Source organism: Bacillus sp. RE35 (assembly GCF_052146655.1).
GTDB classification, from domain to species: domain Bacteria; phylum Bacillota; class Bacilli; order Bacillales; family Bacillaceae_G; genus Bacillus_A; species Bacillus_A cereus.
Window position 1 is genome coordinate 1,439,675 of record NZ_CP197377.1, and the last position, 17,254, is coordinate 1,456,928.

Here is a 17,254-nt window from a genome sequence, read left to right on the forward strand (position 1 = left end):
GTAAAACGGTTTGTAAAACTTTTCAACATAAAATTATAATGATAATGCTTATCAATTAGAGTGTCAACTTATTTTTGAATTATGTCATAAGATTTTCAAAATACGTAAATATGATTTCGTTTGATACAATAGAATATATACAAGTATATAGTTCTTATATGATAAGTTTAATGAGCGACAGTAGATAGTGTAATTGTACTGAAAAGAATGAAGTTAAGATTGGAAGGTGGAAGCGGTCATGCAAATACAATATACTTTGTTGCATTGTTTAAAACAATTGAATGGTGAAAGAACCGTTTCTTCTATTTATTATTTACTAAAGGGCAAACGTTCTTCGCAAACTTTACAAGATGGAAATATGTTCCGAATTTCTTTTTTGTTCGGAATATATAAATCATTAAATAGAAATGACTATGATGGTGAAGTTGCAAAGTTGTTGCAAGCGGATTTTATTCAAGAAATACATGAAAATACATATGTGTTAACACCTACGGGTAAAATGCAGTTACATAAATGGGAGGAAGTTTATGCTTTTCCGGCGCATTTGCATGGTTTACATTATGGTGAATTAGGTGAAACATTTTGGAAAAGATTATCATTAATTATTCAAACCATATCAAATTTACAACAGAATAATACGAGATTTATTCCAATTCAGCAAGATACAGAAATAATGATGTGGGTGAAACGTTTTCTAACAGGAAGGCCATATAAGAGAAGTGAGTTGGCGAGAAAACTATGGACGGAAGTACATAATCTTTTAGAAAAGAGTAATGCGATAGAAGCGACGATTGTAACATATCGATTAACGGGTTATGAACGCATTGGTTGTACATTGCAACAATTAGCAGAAATTACGAAACAAGATATATTCAGGGTGTATTTTTTATTTTGGGGTACAATACATTTCTTTATACAAGAAGTTCGTGATAAAGAAAATGAATTTCCACTATTAGCTGAAATTATATCTTATCCAAATGAGAGAGCTGAATTATTTAGTTTATCCACGAAAAAAACATATAATTTTTGGAGACAAGGACGTTCTTTAGAAGAAATAGCGACGATTCGGAATTTAAAGGTTGCAACGATAGAAGATCATTTTGTTGAAATTGCTTTGCGAGAAAAAGATTTTTCTATTGAAATGTTTATGGAAAAAGAAAAGATAGACAAAGTAATAAAAGTAATTGAAGCATTGCAAACGCGGAAGTTACGTGTTTTGAAACAAGCGGTTGGAGAAGATATCTCTTATTTTGAAGTTCGTCTTGTATTAGCGCGGATGGAGGGTGTAAATGAAACTTGAAGAATATTTATATAAGTGGTTTGGATATTCTGAATTTCGTCCAGGTCAAAAAGGAGTAATTACAGATTTATTAGAAGGAAAAGATGTGATAGCAATGCTTCCGACTGGAAGAGGGAAATCTATGTGCTATCAGTTTCCGGGGCTTATGCGAGAAGGAACAGTGCTTGTTGTATCACCGTTATTATCTTTAATGGAAGATCAAGTGACACAATTAAAGTATGTTGTGAAAAACCGAGTGATAGCATTTAATAGTTTTCGGACATTAAATGAAAAAAGAGAAGCGATGAAAAAATTATCTTCATATAAATTTATTTTTGTTTCACCAGAGATGTTGCAGTCGGAGTTATTAATTAGGGAATTGAAGAAAATTCATATTTCATTATTTGTTGTTGATGAGGCTCATTGTATTTCTCAATGGGGTTATGATTTTAGACCGGACTATAAAAAACTAAATGTAGTTATTGAAAATATTGGTTCTCCTACAGTATTAGCATTGACAGCCACAGCGACAAAAGGGGTACTGCAGGATATCGCAGATAGTTTAAATTTAAAGGGTGCCGCGGAACATGTATACTCTATTGATCGTCCTAATATTGCAATGGATGTGCAATTTGTAGAGACGATAGAAGAAAAGAAAGTGGCGCTTTTAGAGCAGGTGATGTATTTACAAGGGCCGGGGATTGTATATTGCTCAAGTAGAGCGTGGACAGAAAGGTTAACGGAATACTTGAGAGGGAAAGGTGTTACTGGTGTAGCTTTTTATCATGGTGGTATGGAACATGAAGAGCGTATGTTAATTCAACAGCAGTTTATGAACGATCAATTGCAACTTGTAATATGCACAAGTGCATTTGGTATGGGGGTAAATAAGGCGAATACGCGATATATTATTCATTTTCATTATCCAACTAATATAGCCTCTTACTTACAAGAAATCGGAAGAGCTGGAAGAGATGGCGAACCGAGTATAGCTATTTTATTATGTAGTCCGTTGGATCATGATTTACCAATTTCAATCATTGAGGATGAATTGCCAAGTAAGTCACAAATAAAATTTTTATTTTCTTTACTACAAGAAAGAATATTTCAAACGAAGGAATTACCAATAGAAGATGTAGAAGAAATTTGTTATAATGCAGCAAGATTTAATGAGCAATATTGGCGTTTCGTTCGTTATCATCTCGAACAGGTTGGAATTATACAACAACGAAGATTATTATTAGAAGGTTTGTCAGATGAAATCATGAACCGATTAATAGCTGAAGTAGAAATAAGGTTGCGTAATAAATATAGTGAGCTAGAAAATATGAAGTCATGGATACAAGTTAAAGGGTGTAGACGTGAATATGTGCTGCAACAGTTCGGTTATAGGAAAGAGCAAGAGTTAATTAATTGCTGCGATTATTGCGGTATTACCAAAGAAGATTATAAAAAAAGACGAGCGCAACAATCGGATTTCGACTATAATTGGGAAACAGAGTTACAAAAGCTTTTCGGCCTAGAAAAGATGGAGGAATGATGAACATTCAAAGGCATAATGTTGAAGATATGAGTCCGCAGGAAATAAGGCTGAATCTATATATAACACAGTTAATTATTATCGGTATTGGCTGTTTACTGGCATATATATTATTTCAAGATGTAAAAGAAGTCTTTAATTTATGGAAATGGGAACCAGTATCTATACTTATTATAGGTGGTTTGTTAGCGATTGGTATTGTGTTATTAGATTATGTTGCAATGCGAGTGTTTCCGGAGTCATGGTTTGATGATGGTGGTATTAACGATAAGATGTTTCGAGGAATGTCCGTTCTACACTTACTCGTTATTACGTTCTTGATTGGTTTTGCAGAAGAATTTTTATTTAGAGGTGTAGTACAGACTCATTTTGGAATTGTAATTGCGAGCTTCGTATTTGCAGTGTTACATATTCGTTATATAACAAAGCCATTTTTATTTTGTTTCGTCTGTTTCATTAGTTTTGTCTTTGGTTATGTATTTGAATGGACAGGAAATTTGTTTATAACAATCTTTGCACACTTTCTTGTTGATTTTATAATGGGACTCCAATTAAGAAAATAAATGGAAGGTGGTGGTGAACAACATGAGGAAACGAATTCCTGATTTTGAAGAGGAATTAGAAGTTGAGCGAGTGGAAGAAAAAGAAAGTTTACCGCCGCGTAGTGAAATTCATAGAAATAAAGAGAAAAAACAAAAGTTTAAAATAAATCACATTTTCGTCCGGGTTTTAACATTTCTATTCATTCTTCTGCCGATTAGTATTTTGTGGTACACGGATAAATATATTCAGGTGAAGGGTGATAGTAATAATGCTGGAAAAAGTGCGTTTGAAGTAATCTTCTTTGATTCAGCTAAATCTGAGTCGCAGAAACATTCTGAAAAATTAATAACGCATACTGTGAAAGAGGGAGAAACTTTAGAAAGTATAGCGAAGCAATATTTTTCAGATGGAAATGGAATTGAAGTAATTAAAAAGTATAATAACTTGCAGGAAGATGAAGTGAGTGCAGGTCAAGAATTAAAAATTCCGATAAAAGATAAGTCCACAAAGCAAGAAAGCTAGCGAGTTAAGCGATCACAGTTTGTTATAAAAGCCTAGGATTATCTTTATGAGGAGGGAGTCAAAAATATGATATGGATTATATTATTCAGTACTCTCATAGGCATGGGGATTTTATTACTTTTTGTGATGTATAAAGAAGCGATGCGTAATACGGTGTTGGAACATACTTTAGTATTTAAAGAATTTCCGAAAAGTTTTCAAAAAGTAAATGTGTTTTTTATTTCTGATATTCATAGAAGGGTCATTTCGAATTTGTTAATTGAACAAGTAAAAGGAAAAGTAGATCTCGTAATTATCGGAGGAGATTTAGCAGAGAAAGGTGTCTCTTTATCAAAAATCTCTGCGAATATTCAAAAGTTAAGAGAGATAGGTCCTGTATATTTTGTGTGGGGAAACAATGATTATGAGATAGAATATCATGAATTAGATGCGTTATTATTAGAAAATAACGTAAAAGTTTTAGATAATACAAGAGTGGTATTTGAGTCTGAATTAGGAGAGAAAATTTGTTTGCTCGGTATAGATGATGTTGGATTGCACCGTGATCGTCTAGATTTGGCATTGGCGGATTGTAAAGAAGAGGGTTTTCGTATCCTAGTTAGTCACAACCCTGATATAATAAAAAAAATGTCTGGAAATGAACAGATTTCACTTGTGTTAAGTGGACATACGCATGGAGGACAAATCCGATTATTCCCATCTAAAAAATATTTAAAAGGTGGCGTATATAACCATTTGAATACGATTCTCTTTGTTAGTAATGGGTATGGAACAACATTGATACCACTTCGTTTCCGAGCACCTGCTCAAACACATATCATTACATTGTGCGGAGGGAAATGATGCCAACTCTTAGTGGGAAATATAATATAAAAGCCGTTTCGAATATAATTGGAGTTCAGCCGAGTACGCTTCGTGCATGGGAAAGACGATATCAAATTATTGCCCCAAAGCGGAATCAAGCTGGGCATCGCTTATATACAGAAGAGCATATTCAAATTTTAAAATGGTTAATGGAAAAAGTTTCTTCCGGTATGATGATTGGACAAGCAGTTCAGTTATTAGAAGAGAATCGTTTGCAGAGTACAGTTCAAAAAGAGATACATTTCGATAAAGAAGTTGTTTTAGTGGACGATTTGCTACAAGCTTTGTTAAAATTTGATGAAATTACAATTGCTGCATTATTAAACGAAGCTTTTAGTATATATTCAACAGAAAAGGTTGTTGCCAGTATCGTTCTTCGAGTGACAGACAAATTATTAACGTCAAAAAATAATAATGAGATTTCAATGGTGCAATTTCAATATGCACTATCATTTTTACAAACGCGTCTAGGGATGGTGTATCACAATGCCTCAATGTTTTCCTCTTTATACAAAGTTATTGTGTTAGAAAAGGATGCATTGAAAGGATTTATTTTTTCAACTTATTTACGCTTAAAAGGATATGAGGCGATATATATTAGGACAAGCTTAGCTGAAGATGGTATGTTATCAGCGGTAGAGGAAATACAGCCGAAATATGTATTTATATCTTTTGCTGACGAACAAGAAATGAAAAAGACGATGAACTTTATAAATTTATTACAAGAAAAAAGGGAATCTCTTTCTGTTGGATTTATCGGAAAGCTAGGCGTTCTAAACCAGTTGGACATTGAAACAATCTTAATTGGTGATACGAAAGAAGAATGGGATGGATGGTTAAAAATGTCGGAATAGTTGTTCGAAAAGAACCATCTATTTTCTATTTCATATAATAAAAATTAGATGCATTGGTTACGTAGGGAGGGTATGAGATGAGGCTGGAACGATTAAATTACAATAAGATAAAAATTTTTCTAACATTTGATGATTTATCTGAACGAGGATTAACGAAAGAAGATTTATGGAGAAATGCACCGAAAGTACAGCAATTATTTCGTGATATGATGCAAGAAGCAAATAAGGAATTAGGGTTTGAAGCAGATGGTCCGATTGCAGTTGAAGTGTTTTCTCTACAAGCACAAGGGATGGTTGTAATTGTAACGAAAGAAAATCAAGAAATGGATACAGATGATGAGTTCCGTGACGAGTTTATTGAAATGCAAGTGACTCTAGATGAAAGTGAGCATATATTATATGAGTTTGCTACGCTAGATGACGTAATTAACCTGTCGAATCGCTTATATAACCTTGGTGTAACTGGCGGAAAGCTATATACGTGGGATGAGCGCTTCTATCTTTGGGTGGAAGAAGAGGAACAAATTCAATTGTTAAAGGCGGATTTTATAGCTATTTTAGCGGAATACGGTAATCCGTCTACAGCAACCATTTATCGCATCATGGAGTACGGTAAAGAATTAATGGATGTTAACGCGATAGAACAAATACACAATTACTTTGTGAAAAAACAAAACCTCAGCTAATACAACATAGCTGAGGTTTTGTTTTTATTTGGAGAAGGGAAGGGATGATTGTAAATACTCGAACATACTTTTTGAAAATAAAATATGCAGTTTTATGGGAGTGTGGTTGATGAAAATAAAAAATATTTAAATATTTAAGTATTTTACTTTTCTAAAAGTAATAAAAGGACTATAATAATAGTGAAAACGCTTGCAACAGAAAATAGTTTGTATATATTTGTTAGCGTTTTCTATTGCATTCCAAATTTAAGGGTGTATACTAGGCAATGAAGGTTTACTAAACAAGTGAAATTACAGGGGGTTTACTTACTATGGTAGCCGAAAAGGGAACTCAAACAAAAACACAACAACAAAGGGAACAACATTTTGAACTATTGAATTCAACACAAATTGTTATTAGTGAAGCGTTAGAAAAATTGGGTTATCCAAACGAAGTATATGAATTATTAAAAGAACCAATTCGTATGATGACAGTGAAAATACCAGTTCGTATGGATGACGGGACTGTTAAAATATTTACAGGATATCGTGCGCAACATAATGATGCTGTTGGTCCAACGAAAGGTGGAATTCGCTTCCATCCGAATGTAACAGAAAATGAAGTGAAAGCACTTTCAATCTGGATGAGTTTAAAATGTGGTATTGTTGATTTACCATATGGTGGAGGTAAGGGTGGAATTATCTGTGATCCACGTGAAATGTCATTCCGTGAGTTAGAAAGATTAAGCCGCGGTTATGTACGAGCAATTAGCCAAATCGTAGGTCCGACGAAAGATATTCCAGCTCCAGATGTATTCACAAACTCTCAAATTATGGCGTGGATGATGGATGAGTATAGCCGTATTGATGAATTTAATTCACCAGGATTTATTACAGGTAAACCGCTTGTATTAGGTGGATCACATGGACGTGAAACAGCAACAGCGAAAGGTGTAACAATTTGTATTCGCGAAGCTGCTAAAAAACGTGGTATTGATATTAAGGGTGCACGCGTTGTTGTTCAAGGATTCGGTAATGCTGGTAGCTTCTTAGCTAAATTTATGCATGATGCAGGTGCGAAAGTTATTGCAATCTCAGATGCTTACGGCGCGTTACATGATCCAAACGGATTAGATATTGATTATTTATTAGACCGTCGTGATAGCTTCGGTACAGTAACAAAGCTATTTAACAATACAATTTCAAACAAAGAATTGTTAGAACTTGATTGCGATATTTTAGTACCAGCTGCAATTGAGAACCAAATTACAGAAGAAAATGCTAATGATATTAAAGCAAAAATCGTTGTTGAAGCTGCAAATGGTCCAACAACATTAGAAGCGACTAAAATTTTAACAGATCGCGGAATTTTGCTTGTTCCAGACGTGTTAGCAAGTGCTGGTGGTGTAACAGTATCTTACTTTGAGTGGGTACAAAACAACCAAGGTTACTACTGGACTGAAGAAGAAGTAGAACAACGTTTAGAAAAAGTAATGGTAAGATCATTTGATTCTATTTATGAAACAGCACAAGTTCGTAAAGTGAACATGCGCTTAGCGGCGTACATGGTTGGTGTTCGTAAAATGGCTGAAGCAAGCCGCTTCAGAGGTTGGGTATAAAATATTATATCTTGAGAAAACGTGATTTCCTTTCGAGGGAATCACGTTTTTTTGTTGAAGTATTAAATGAGGTGTTGTATATGGAGAATGAAATGCTGGAACGAGTAGAACAATTAGAAGAGAAGGTTAAGAGGTTAGAGGGAGAACTTGCAAGAACGATGAAAGCTCGAAAAATAAGTACCGTTCGGATGTTCGGGGAAGGGCTACTGTTTTTGGTATTTGGTGTGGTTGTAGTAGGGCCGATTATTGCCGTTGTAATCTAAATTTTTTACTTGGCTTGCTGAAAAATAAAATAAAATAAAAATAAAAAGAACGCTTGTTCTATGCGAACAAACGTGCTATACTCTCCTTAGATAAACAAAACGGAAATGATTTTAAGGAGAGATAAATGATGAAAATGACAGTAGACCAAAGATTTATGATGCCAGCAGATGTTGTAGAGCGAGTGGAAGTATTACGAAACAAACAAAGCAAGCGTGGCACATTATTACAATCGGTAAATAAATTTTTCGGTTTAGATACGAAAGAAGATTGTGTTTGGTTTTACGGTTTTTATGGAGTGGCTGTAAGTATCTTGTTGTTTATGGTGTTCACTTCAAATATTTTCGATTTTCTCTTCGCGTAAGAAATATGCGATAAGGACATTGCTACCGAATACATATATAAGGAAGTAAGGTAATCTTCTAGAGCGGGAGTTGGTAGCAATGGCGATGTTTCCTATAGAGCGCAACTATATTGGATATGGAAGTTCACGACCGGGGATTCCTCTGACTAAAGTGAGATTTATTGTAAGCCATGATACGGGGAATCCTGGAAGCAATGCGATAGGGAATCGAGATTACTTTAATGAATTACAACCGAAAGCTTCGGCGCATACATTTATAGATGATAAAACAATATTGGAGATTATTCCTATAAATGAAGTTGCGTATCATGTTCGATATGGTGTGCCGACGGATAATGACTTATATGGCTATGACGCGAATAAGGCGGCCATTGGAGTGGAACTTTGTTATGGTGGTGATGTTAACTTTTGGGAAGCATATAATCGTTTTACATGGTATCATGCGTATTTATGCCAAAACTTTGGCTTAAATCCGAAAAAAGATATCGTGTCACATAAAACGCTTGATCCAGCTAGAAAGATTGATCCTGAGAATGTATTAGGGAAACAAGGTATTAAATTTCAGCAGTTTTTAGCAGATGTCTATCGTATGTACGTTTCGTTTAGATGACAAATATATGAAAAATGAATACAATAAAGATAGGTGCCTACTGCTGTAAGTAGGTTTTTTCTTGTTTTTATAAATAGTGTATTGGTAGAAGACTAGGAGTGGACGAGTATGCAGAAAGAAACAGTTATTATAATCGGAGGCGGTCCGTGCGGATTAGCGGCTGCAATTTCGTTGCAAAAGGTAGGGATAAATCCGTTAGTAATTGAAAAAGGAAACATTGTAAATGCCATTTATAATTATCCAACTCATCAAACATTTTTCTCTTCTAGTGAAAAATTAGAAATTGGTGATGTAGCTTTTATTACAGAAAATCGTAAGCCAGTTCGAAATCAAGCGCTTGCGTATTATCGTGAAGTAGTAAGACGTAAATCTGTACGTGTAAATGCTTTTGAGCGAGTGGAGAAAGTTCAAAAAGATGGAGAAGCTTTTCAGGTTGAGACGACAAAGCGTGACGGAAGTAAGGAAATATATATAGCGAAATATATTGTTGTAGCAACTGGATATTATGATAATCCAAATTATATGAATGTTCCAGGTGAGGAATTGAAGAAAGTAGCTCACTATTTTAAAGAGGGGCATCCTTATTTTGATCGAGATGTAGTAGTTATAGGTGGGAAAAACTCGAGTGTAGATGCCGCGTTAGAACTTGTTAAATCTGGTGCACGTGTAACGGTACTGTATCGTGGAAGTGAGTATTCACCAAGCGTAAAGCCTTGGATTTTGCCGGAATTTGAGGCGTTAGTACGAAATGGTACAATTCAAATGCATTTTGGGGCTCATGTGAAAGAAATTACTGAGCATACATTAACGTTTACAGTTGATGGTGAAGCTCTTACAATCAAAAACGATTTTGTATTTGCGATGACTGGTTATCATCCTGATCATAGCTTCTTAACGAAGATGGGTGTTCAGATTGATGAAGAAACAGGACGTCCAATTTATACAGAGGATAGAATGGAAACGAATGCTGAAAATATTTTCATTGCAGGTGTCATTGCTGCTGGAAATAATGCAAATGAAATATTTATCGAGAACGGAAGATTTCATGGAGATGCGATTGCGCAAACCATTGCATCAAGAGAAAAATAAAAAGGAGCTGTCGGGAAAACCTCGACAGCTCCTTTTTATTCGTGCATAAACATATTTTGAATGGATTCATGAGAATTTGTATTCTCTAATGCAACAAGTAATTTAATGCGTGCTTTTTGTGCATTTAAGCCGTATGTGAATACAATGCCCATATCTTTTAAGTGTTTACCGCCACCTTCATACGAATATACGTCTTGAACGATACCGTTGAAACAGCGAGAAACTAATACGACAGGAATACCTCTATTTAATAATCTTTCTAGACTAGGTAGTGTTCTTGGAGGGAGATTACCTTGTCCAAGAGCTTCGATAACAATGCCGTCTACAGGAAGATTTTCGATTGCTGCTAATAATGTATCATCCATGCCAGCATATGCTTTTAGAACAACTACATTTTTAGACACTTTGTTTATCGTATATGTTTCGTGATGTACTAAAGCGTGATGGAAGACAACGCCGCGTTTTGTTACCATTCCAATTGGTCCGTATTGTGGGCTTTGGAATGTTGCAACATTACTTGTATGTGTTTTCGTTACATTTGTAGCGCAATGAATTTCGTCGTTTAATACGACTAAAACACCTTTTTCTGCAGCTTCATCACAACTAGCAACTTTTACAGCTGATAAGAAGTTATATAGACCATCAGCACCTAACTCATTGCTAGAGCGCATTGCACCTGTCACTACGATCGGAATAGTTGCTTGTACTGTTAAATCTAAGAAATAAGCTGTTTCTTCTAATGTATCCGTGCCATGCGTAATGACTACGCCATGAATGTTGTCTTGTTTTACTCTTTCATCAATGATGACTTGTAATTGTAACATTTCGCTCGGTGTCATATGAGGAGATGGTAGGTGGAACACATCTTCAACGATTAAATCAACATCGCCTTCTAAATCAGGAATGAATTTTAAAAGAGGATTTTTTTCACCTGGTTGTACGACCCCAGTTTCTTTATCTTCCTCCATTGCAATTGTTCCACCTGTGTGTAAAACTAGGATTCTTTTCAATGCTTATACCCCTTTCAAGTAAAAAAATACATTTAGAACATAACATGTTTTGAGTAAATTCGACAATGGAAATGTATAAAAGTATGCCTCGAAAATGACAATAAAATTAACTGCTATATGTACGATGTATAAAATCATGAAACGAAATGTGCAAATATAGTATAGGAGGGAAGAATTCCGGTGAAAAAGATGGAAAGAATTTTTATTCGTATATTAATAATACAATTCATTTGTCTTTCTGTTGTGCAATTGTTATTTATACATAAGTCATCAGTGAAATATTTATCTAAAATTGTTTATTATGAGGGTGTCATGGTAAAAAACAAAGTGGAAATCTTGCAGGTGAATAGGTAGTTTTCATTTTCTTCTATGAAGGATTATGCTACAATAATTGAGGATTTAATGACGTGAAGCAAATGAGAAGAAGCAGGGTGAACACCTGCTTTTCGTTTTGTTTTATAAGTGAAAAAATGAGGTGTTACAATGGATAAACGAATTTCAATTGCTATAGATGGTCCAGCAGCTGCTGGGAAAAGTACAGTGGCAAAAGTTGTTGCGAAGGAACTTTCTTACGTTTATATTGATACAGGCGCAATGTACCGTACGCTTACATATGCAGCCCTTGAACAAAAAGTAGACATTGAAAATGAAGAGCAGTTAATGGAAGTTGTAAAGAATGTAAATATTGAGTTTCAGCAAGGAGAAAATACACAGCTTGTATTTTTAAATGGACAAGATGTTTCTGAAGTAATTCGTACACCTGATGTGACGAATCGAGTATCTATTGTAGCGAAACATCGCCTTGTTCGTGAAGAAATGGTACGTCGTCAGCAAGAGTTAGCGAAAAAAGGCGGCGTTGTAATGGACGGCCGTGATATTGGTACACATGTATTACCGGATGCTGAAGTGAAAATCTTTATGCTTGCTTCTGTTGAAGAAAGAGCGGAAAGAAGACATTTAGAAAATTTAAATAAAGGTTTCGATTCTAATTTAGAGCAGCTAAAAGAAGAAATTGCTCAGCGTGATAAATTAGATTCAGAACGCGAAGTTTCTCCACTAAAAAAGGCTGATGATGCATTGGAATTAGATACGACTTCTTTATCAATTGAAGAAGTTGTCCAAAAAATTATGAGCATTGTTTCTGGAGTGTTTGCGAAATAAAGAAAGGGGATAGTCCTCTTTCTTTTTTTGTTTAAATAGAAATGTAAAGGATACGTGAATTGTGAGTCTCTTTCCTTGACAAATGAGCTGATTTGTAAGAAGTTAGTTAAAGAGGAATAAAACTGTCAGAATATATTCGCTATTATATTTCAAAACATACTTTTTTCAAGCTGGTTTTGCTGTATACTATTTATATAGGTTTAATATATTTTCTTGTGAATGTTATTGAAAAAGAGTATGTGATGAGAAATTCTTAAACATGCAAATGAAAACTTTGTTTTCATTTCGTATATACATAAAAAATGCTTTGTCAATTCTGTAGGGAGGTATTTCCATGGTAGAGAAAATGAATGAAGAAGTTATGGATTCAAAAGAATTACAAGTTGGTGACGTTGTTACAGGTTCTGTAACGAAGGTTGAAGAGAAACAAGTGCTTGTAAATGTTGGATACAAAACAGATGGCGTAATTCCAATTAGTGAATTAGCTAACGTTCATATTGAAAAAGCAAGCGATGTTGTAGAATTAGATCAAACACTAGAGTTGAAAATTATTAAATTAGAAGAAGATGATCTTGTCTTATCTAAACGTGCTGTTGATGCAGAAAAAGCTTGGGTAGAACTACAAGAGAAATTTACTTCTGGTCATGTATTTGATGTTACTGTAAAAGATATTGTGAATGGCGGATTAGTTGTGGACCTTGGTGTTCGCGGTTTTATTCCAGCTTCACTTGTAGAAGTACATTATGTAGAAGACTTTACTGACTATAAAGGTAAAACATTAGCGGTGAAAATTGTTGAATTAGACCGTGAAAAAAATCGTGTAATCCTTTCGCATAAAGCGGTAGTAGAATTAGAACTAGATTCTAAGAAAAAAGAAGCAATTTCTTCATTAAAAGAAGGGGACGTTGTTGAAGGAACAGTACAACGATTAACTGACTTTGGCGCATTCGTTAACGTTGGTGGAGTGGACGGTTTAGTTCACATTTCACAAATTTCACACGAACGTGTAGAGCAACCTTCTGAAGTGTTAGAGCAAGGTCAAAAGGTTAAGGTAAAGGTGTTATCTGTTGATGCTGATACACAACGTATTTCTTTATCAATTAAAGCAGCTCAACCAGGACCTTGGGAAAACGTTGCTGGCGAAATAAAAGCTGGAGATATTCGTGAGGGAGTAGTAAAACGCCTTGTTACATTTGGTGCATTCGTTGAGATTTTACCGGGCGTTGAAGGGCTTGTACACGTATCTCAAATTGCAAATCGTCACGTGAAAAATCCGAATGAAGTATTGGAAATGGGACAAGAAGTAAAAGTGAAAGTACTTGAAGTTCACGTAGCAGAGAAACGTATTTCTTTAAGTATAAAAGAAGCGCTTGAGGAAAATAATGTAACTGAAGATTATAGTCAGTATGAGCCAAATGCTGATTCTGCTACTTTCCAATTAAGTGATATTATTGGTGAACAACTGAAAAAATTAAAGAAATAATGAGGGGTACAAGTGGTAAGGGCAAAACGTAAATTAGATCATATTGAATACGCTCTTTCTACTGGTCAGTCTCGTACGCATGGCTTTCATGATATTGATTTTGTGCATCAAAGCTTGCCAAATTCAAATTATGACACAATAACATGTGAAACAAAAATCGGCGAACTTTCACTAAGTTCGCCGATTTTTATCAATGCGATGACTGGTGGTGGGGGAGAGAAAACGTTACATATTAATGAGCAATTAGCATATGTAGCGAAACATCATAACCTTGCTATGGCTGTAGGTTCGCAAATGGCGGCGTTAAAAGATGAAAGTGAAGCTGCTTCTTATAAGGTGATTAGAAAGGTAAACCCAAATGGTATTTTCTTTGCTAATTTAGGTAGTGAGGCAACTATCGAGCAGGCAGAGCGCGCCGTTGATATGATTGAAGCGAATGCATTACAAATTCATTTAAATGTCATACAAGAGTTAACGATGCCAGAAGGAGACCGTGATTTTACTGGAGTACTTCAGCGCATTGAGAAAATTGTTTTAAATAGTAAAGTTCCTATCATTGTAAAAGAAGTTGGATTTGGGATGAGTAAGGAAACAATGCAACAGTTAGTGAACGTAGGTGTAACAGCAATTGATATTGGTGGGCAAGGTGGTACGAATTTTGCTGCTGTTGAAAACGAAAGAAGACAGCGAATGCTTTCTTATTTTAATAACTGGGGCATACAAACAGCAACCTCGATTATTGAAGCAACCTCTACAAATAATAACCTCTCTTTTATTGCATCTGGGGGTATACAAACAGCGCTTGACGTAGCGAAAGCAATCGCATTAGGGGCGAATACAACTGCGTTTGCTGGTTATTTTTTACGTATTTTAATGCAAGATGGTATCGAGAAGTTAGTAGATGAAATTGAGCTTCTACATACAGATTTGAAATTTATAATGACAGCTCTTGGTGCGAAGACGATAGAAGAGTTGCAATCTGTACCTCTTGTTGTAAAGGGTGAAACATATCATTGGTTAATGCAGCGTGGTATTGATACTGCGCATTATAGTAGGAGATAAAAAATCAACCATTCGGTTGATTTTTTTTGTTCTATTCTTTTTCGTAATATAAAGTGGAGAATGGAATTAGTATTATATAAAAATATAATTTCGTAAAAATTGTAATTGAAAAAGGGTTGAAAAATGTAGATGGTGTGTTGTCGAATTACTGGAGAGAACTTAATTTTTAATGGGAATAGGTGAAGGTAAAAAGAAGTAATGGGAAGATATAGTATGCGAAATATTATTTCGATATAAATAGAAATCATTAAACTGATTATGTAAAAGACGGTTTCGTACAATATAGAAACCGTCTTTTTGTATTAATTAGTGCTGGTTTTGTTTTCGAGCCTGTTCTGGTGTATCAAGTCCAGTTGCACCTGGATATTGTAGTGATTGATCACGATCGGATTCAACGCGGCGTGATTCTCGTAGTTTTCGTTCTTGGCGATCTTTACCCATAATGAATAACACCTCCTTGTTAAAAGTGTTGCTGTTATAAGAAAAAACTATGCGTAAATAAAGTGGATTAACTTTCATAAAAAGTTCCCATAATGGAAAACATAGGAGGTGAAGTTGATGGATGGAAGTACTTTTTATTTTGTAGCTTGGATAGGGTGGATCATTGTAACCTTTTTTATGAAAAAGGACCCTATCCGGTGGAAGTTAGGCGCTTGTATACTGATTTTTATAATTTGCTCTCCGTTACATGTAACGATTGCCTCATTCGTGGTATCAGTAAATGCTCTTTTACTTTGTATTATTTCTTTTATAGGGATCACGCTATATTCCGTCTGGAAAAAATTGTATAGCTTACTTTCAGCACTTATTATTGCAATGTTATATACAAGTTTTCATCTGTTAGAAATATATGATCCGATTTGGATTGTGGTGGATAGAGTGTTTCTGCTAAGTAGTGCTCTTGTGTATGCATCGGTGTTATTGCATGGGGATCGCATATTACGATTATGTTCTCTATATGTAGGGATGTTACAAGGAGAGCTGCTAGTGACATTTATTTTTAGGAAATTGAATTTTCCATATGATTACGGTAGTTTAGCATTTTTTGATATCGTCGCCATTTCTACATTATTCATGGCAATATTGTTTTGGATTGCAAAAGCATCAGTATACATGGAACGGTTTAAGAGAAAAACACGTAAAAGAAAGGCGAGGGTAATACATGACTGAATATACACCAGCCATTTTATGCGGCGTAATAGCGGGGACAGTTACAAGGGTGCTAATGCTTCGGACGGATACGCGGCAATATCCGACGAGGCTACATGGGAAAATTATTCATATTGCAATGGGGTTAATTGCAGCTGCTTTAGGAGCGATTGCAATCCCGTCTATTTTGAAAAAAGATTTTTCTGCCATTACATTTCTTACATTAGCAGCGACACAATTTCGTGATGTACGTAATATGGAAAGAAATACGCTTCAACAATTAGATGGGTATGAGCTCGTACCGCGTGGAAATACATACATTGAAGGAATTGCATTGGTTTTTGAAAGTCGCAACTATTTGGCAATGTTAACGTCGTTTGCAACGACGTTTGCGTATATAGGATTCCGTTCATGGATTGCAGGAGTAATTATGGCTATAATCGCATTTTTTATCGCGAAAAAATTAATGTCTGGTAAAAGGCTACATGATCTTGTTGAAATTGAGCACGTTCCGCTTCGTTTTGAAGGAGCAGGGCTTTATATTGACAATATTTACATTATGAATATTGGATTGCCAGCAAGACAAGAAGAAATTATGAAATATGGTATGGGTTTTATTTTAAAGCCGAAATCAATTGATGCGATGGTTACAATCTCAAATTTAGGGCAACGACAAGCTATTTTACACGATGTTTCAGTAGCGTTAGGGATTTATAGAGATTCTGGTACACCAGCGCTTGTACCGTTAGCAAAGCGTGATTTAGAGGATGGCAGGGTTGGGATTTTTGTCCTGCCGCAAGATCAAGATGCAGAGAAAGCGATAGGTGTCATAGGAAATGTACCAACGTTAGAAAGTGCTGTCCATATGTCATCGGAAGCCCCAAAAGGAAGGGGAGATAAGAGATGATGTTAGAAAGTGTTATTCTGGCAGTTATAACAACGACTCCAGAAAAATTTGCAGGTGGTGCTCCTTTATTCGTTTGCGAATCGACGGAGGAACTAGAATTTGTTGCAAATAATTTAGAAGCAATTTTAGATGGTATAGCACATCGCTTACAAGAGAATGTATATATTATTGTGAAACATTAGCAACGTGTGTTATAATGTGAGGTGTTTTGATACGTTGAGAAATATTCTGGAATGCAAATCCCTTCTTGCACAAAGAAGGGTTTTTTACAT

The 17,254-nt window shown here is 35.2% G+C and carries 20 protein-coding genes and 1 pseudogene; 19 read left to right on the forward strand and 2 right to left on the reverse strand.

Features of this window, described 5'->3' with window-relative positions:
* Positions 1 to 238: 238 nt before the first annotated feature.
* The 12 genes and pseudogenes from ACTL4X_RS07565 to ACTL4X_RS07620 all read left to right on the forward strand — a co-directional run bounded on the left by ACTL4X_RS07565 (position 239) and on the right by ACTL4X_RS07620 (position 10,210).
* Positions 239 to 1,300: a helix-turn-helix domain-containing protein gene (locus ACTL4X_RS07565; RefSeq protein ID WP_001167004.1), complete on the forward strand. Its 1,062-nt coding sequence runs from the start codon at positions 239 to 241 to the stop codon at positions 1,298 to 1,300.
* Positions 1,290 to 2,819, forward strand: a complete 1,530-nt coding sequence (gene recQ / locus ACTL4X_RS07570) for an ATP-dependent DNA helicase RecQ (RefSeq protein WP_071740348.1) — start codon at positions 1,290 to 1,292, stop codon at positions 2,817 to 2,819. Before ACTL4X_RS07565 ends, recQ begins: the two co-directional genes overlap by 11 nt.
* Positions 2,819 to 3,382 (forward strand): CPBP family intramembrane glutamic endopeptidase, encoded by a 564-nt coding sequence (locus ACTL4X_RS07575; RefSeq protein WP_001025780.1) that lies wholly within the window; start codon positions 2,819 to 2,821, stop codon positions 3,380 to 3,382. Before recQ ends, ACTL4X_RS07575 begins: the two co-directional genes overlap by 1 nt.
* 22 nt (positions 3,383 to 3,404) lie before the next feature.
* A complete protein-coding gene (locus tag ACTL4X_RS07580) occupies positions 3,405 to 3,884 on the forward strand; it encodes a LysM peptidoglycan-binding domain-containing protein (RefSeq protein ID WP_071740349.1) in 480 nt (159 codons plus the stop codon).
* A 66-nt stretch (positions 3,885 to 3,950) separates the two neighbouring features.
* The gene (locus ACTL4X_RS07585) at positions 3,951 to 4,727 is read left to right on the forward strand and encodes a metallophosphoesterase (RefSeq protein WP_000637793.1); all 777 of its coding nucleotides are present in this window, start codon (positions 3,951 to 3,953) and stop codon (positions 4,725 to 4,727) included.
* Positions 4,727 to 5,602, forward strand: coding sequence for a MerR family transcriptional regulator (locus ACTL4X_RS07590; RefSeq protein ID WP_001142720.1), 876 nt, complete (start codon positions 4,727 to 4,729; stop codon positions 5,600 to 5,602). The genes ACTL4X_RS07585 and ACTL4X_RS07590 overlap by 1 nt, the downstream gene beginning before the upstream one ends.
* A gap of 77 nt (positions 5,603 to 5,679) precedes the next feature.
* The gene (locus tag ACTL4X_RS07595) at positions 5,680 to 6,288 is read left to right on the forward strand and encodes a genetic competence negative regulator (RefSeq protein WP_001235402.1); all 609 of its coding nucleotides are present in this window, start codon (positions 5,680 to 5,682) and stop codon (positions 6,286 to 6,288) included.
* A gap of 311 nt (positions 6,289 to 6,599) precedes the next feature.
* Complete coding sequence (gene gudB / locus ACTL4X_RS07600) at positions 6,600 to 7,886, forward strand: NAD-specific glutamate dehydrogenase (RefSeq protein WP_000225173.1); 1,287 nt, start codon at positions 6,600 to 6,602, stop codon at positions 7,884 to 7,886.
* Positions 7,887 to 7,966: 80 nt separating this feature from the next.
* Positions 7,967 to 8,177: pseudogene (locus ACTL4X_RS07605) on the forward strand (hypothetical protein).
* Between the two features lie 97 nt (positions 8,178 to 8,274).
* Positions 8,275 to 8,511 carry a DUF3961 domain-containing protein gene (locus tag ACTL4X_RS07610; protein ID WP_001983018.1) on the forward strand — a complete coding sequence of 79 codons (237 nt, stop codon included), beginning with the start codon at positions 8,275 to 8,277 and terminating at the stop codon, positions 8,509 to 8,511.
* Between the two features lie 79 nt (positions 8,512 to 8,590).
* Complete coding sequence (locus ACTL4X_RS07615) at positions 8,591 to 9,121, forward strand: peptidoglycan recognition protein family protein (RefSeq protein ID WP_001240655.1); 531 nt, start codon at positions 8,591 to 8,593, stop codon at positions 9,119 to 9,121.
* A 108-nt stretch (positions 9,122 to 9,229) separates the two neighbouring features.
* Positions 9,230 to 10,210 carry a YpdA family putative bacillithiol disulfide reductase gene (locus ACTL4X_RS07620; protein ID WP_071740351.1) on the forward strand — a complete coding sequence of 327 codons (981 nt, stop codon included), beginning with the start codon at positions 9,230 to 9,232 and terminating at the stop codon, positions 10,208 to 10,210.
* A gap of 35 nt (positions 10,211 to 10,245) precedes the next feature.
* Here ACTL4X_RS07620 and ansA read toward each other — a convergent pair whose 3' ends face one another.
* On the reverse strand, positions 10,246 to 11,220 hold the full coding sequence (gene ansA / locus ACTL4X_RS07625; RefSeq protein ID WP_000822010.1) for an asparaginase: 975 nt from the start codon (positions 11,218 to 11,220) through the stop codon (positions 10,246 to 10,248).
* Between the two features lie 180 nt (positions 11,221 to 11,400).
* Here ansA and ACTL4X_RS07630 point away from each other — a divergent pair, with 180 nt between their 5' ends.
* The 4 genes from ACTL4X_RS07630 to ACTL4X_RS07645 all read left to right on the forward strand — a co-directional run bounded on the left by ACTL4X_RS07630 (position 11,401) and on the right by ACTL4X_RS07645 (position 14,926).
* Entirely contained in the window at positions 11,401 to 11,574 is a 174-nt protein-coding gene (locus ACTL4X_RS07630) for a YpfB family protein (RefSeq protein ID WP_000738057.1), read from the forward strand.
* A gap of 129 nt (positions 11,575 to 11,703) precedes the next feature.
* The gene (cmk, locus tag ACTL4X_RS07635; RefSeq protein ID WP_000361252.1) at positions 11,704 to 12,381 is read left to right on the forward strand and encodes a (d)CMP kinase; all 678 of its coding nucleotides are present in this window, start codon (positions 11,704 to 11,706) and stop codon (positions 12,379 to 12,381) included.
* Between the two features lie 334 nt (positions 12,382 to 12,715).
* The gene (gene rpsA / locus ACTL4X_RS07640) at positions 12,716 to 13,864 is read left to right on the forward strand and encodes a 30S ribosomal protein S1 (RefSeq protein WP_000229559.1); all 1,149 of its coding nucleotides are present in this window, start codon (positions 12,716 to 12,718) and stop codon (positions 13,862 to 13,864) included.
* Positions 13,865 to 13,876: 12 nt separating this feature from the next.
* Positions 13,877 to 14,926 (forward strand): type 2 isopentenyl-diphosphate Delta-isomerase, encoded by a 1,050-nt coding sequence (locus ACTL4X_RS07645; protein WP_000251036.1) that lies wholly within the window; start codon positions 13,877 to 13,879, stop codon positions 14,924 to 14,926.
* A 306-nt stretch (positions 14,927 to 15,232) separates the two neighbouring features.
* On the opposite strand, the gene ACTL4X_RS07650 is transcribed toward ACTL4X_RS07645, so the two are convergent.
* On the reverse strand, positions 15,233 to 15,367 hold the full coding sequence (locus ACTL4X_RS07650) for a YpzI family protein (protein WP_000513900.1): 135 nt from the start codon (positions 15,365 to 15,367) through the stop codon (positions 15,233 to 15,235).
* Positions 15,368 to 15,484: 117 nt separating this feature from the next.
* Between ACTL4X_RS07650 and ACTL4X_RS07655 the strand changes: the two genes are divergently transcribed.
* Genes ACTL4X_RS07655 through ACTL4X_RS07665 form a run of 3 tightly spaced genes read left to right on the forward strand, consistent with a single transcriptional unit; the run spans position 15,485 to position 17,164 of the window.
* Entirely contained in the window at positions 15,485 to 16,096 is a 612-nt protein-coding gene (locus ACTL4X_RS07655) for a YphA family membrane protein (protein WP_000349103.1), read from the forward strand.
* Entirely contained in the window at positions 16,089 to 16,982 is an 894-nt protein-coding gene (locus ACTL4X_RS07660; RefSeq protein WP_000141596.1) for a YIEGIA family protein, read from the forward strand. Before ACTL4X_RS07655 ends, ACTL4X_RS07660 begins: the two co-directional genes overlap by 8 nt.
* Positions 16,979 to 17,164, forward strand: a complete 186-nt coding sequence (locus ACTL4X_RS07665; protein ID WP_000979059.1) for a capping complex subunit for YIEGIA — start codon at positions 16,979 to 16,981, stop codon at positions 17,162 to 17,164. Before ACTL4X_RS07660 ends, ACTL4X_RS07665 begins: the two co-directional genes overlap by 4 nt.
* The last annotated feature ends 90 nt before the right edge of the window (positions 17,165 to 17,254 follow it).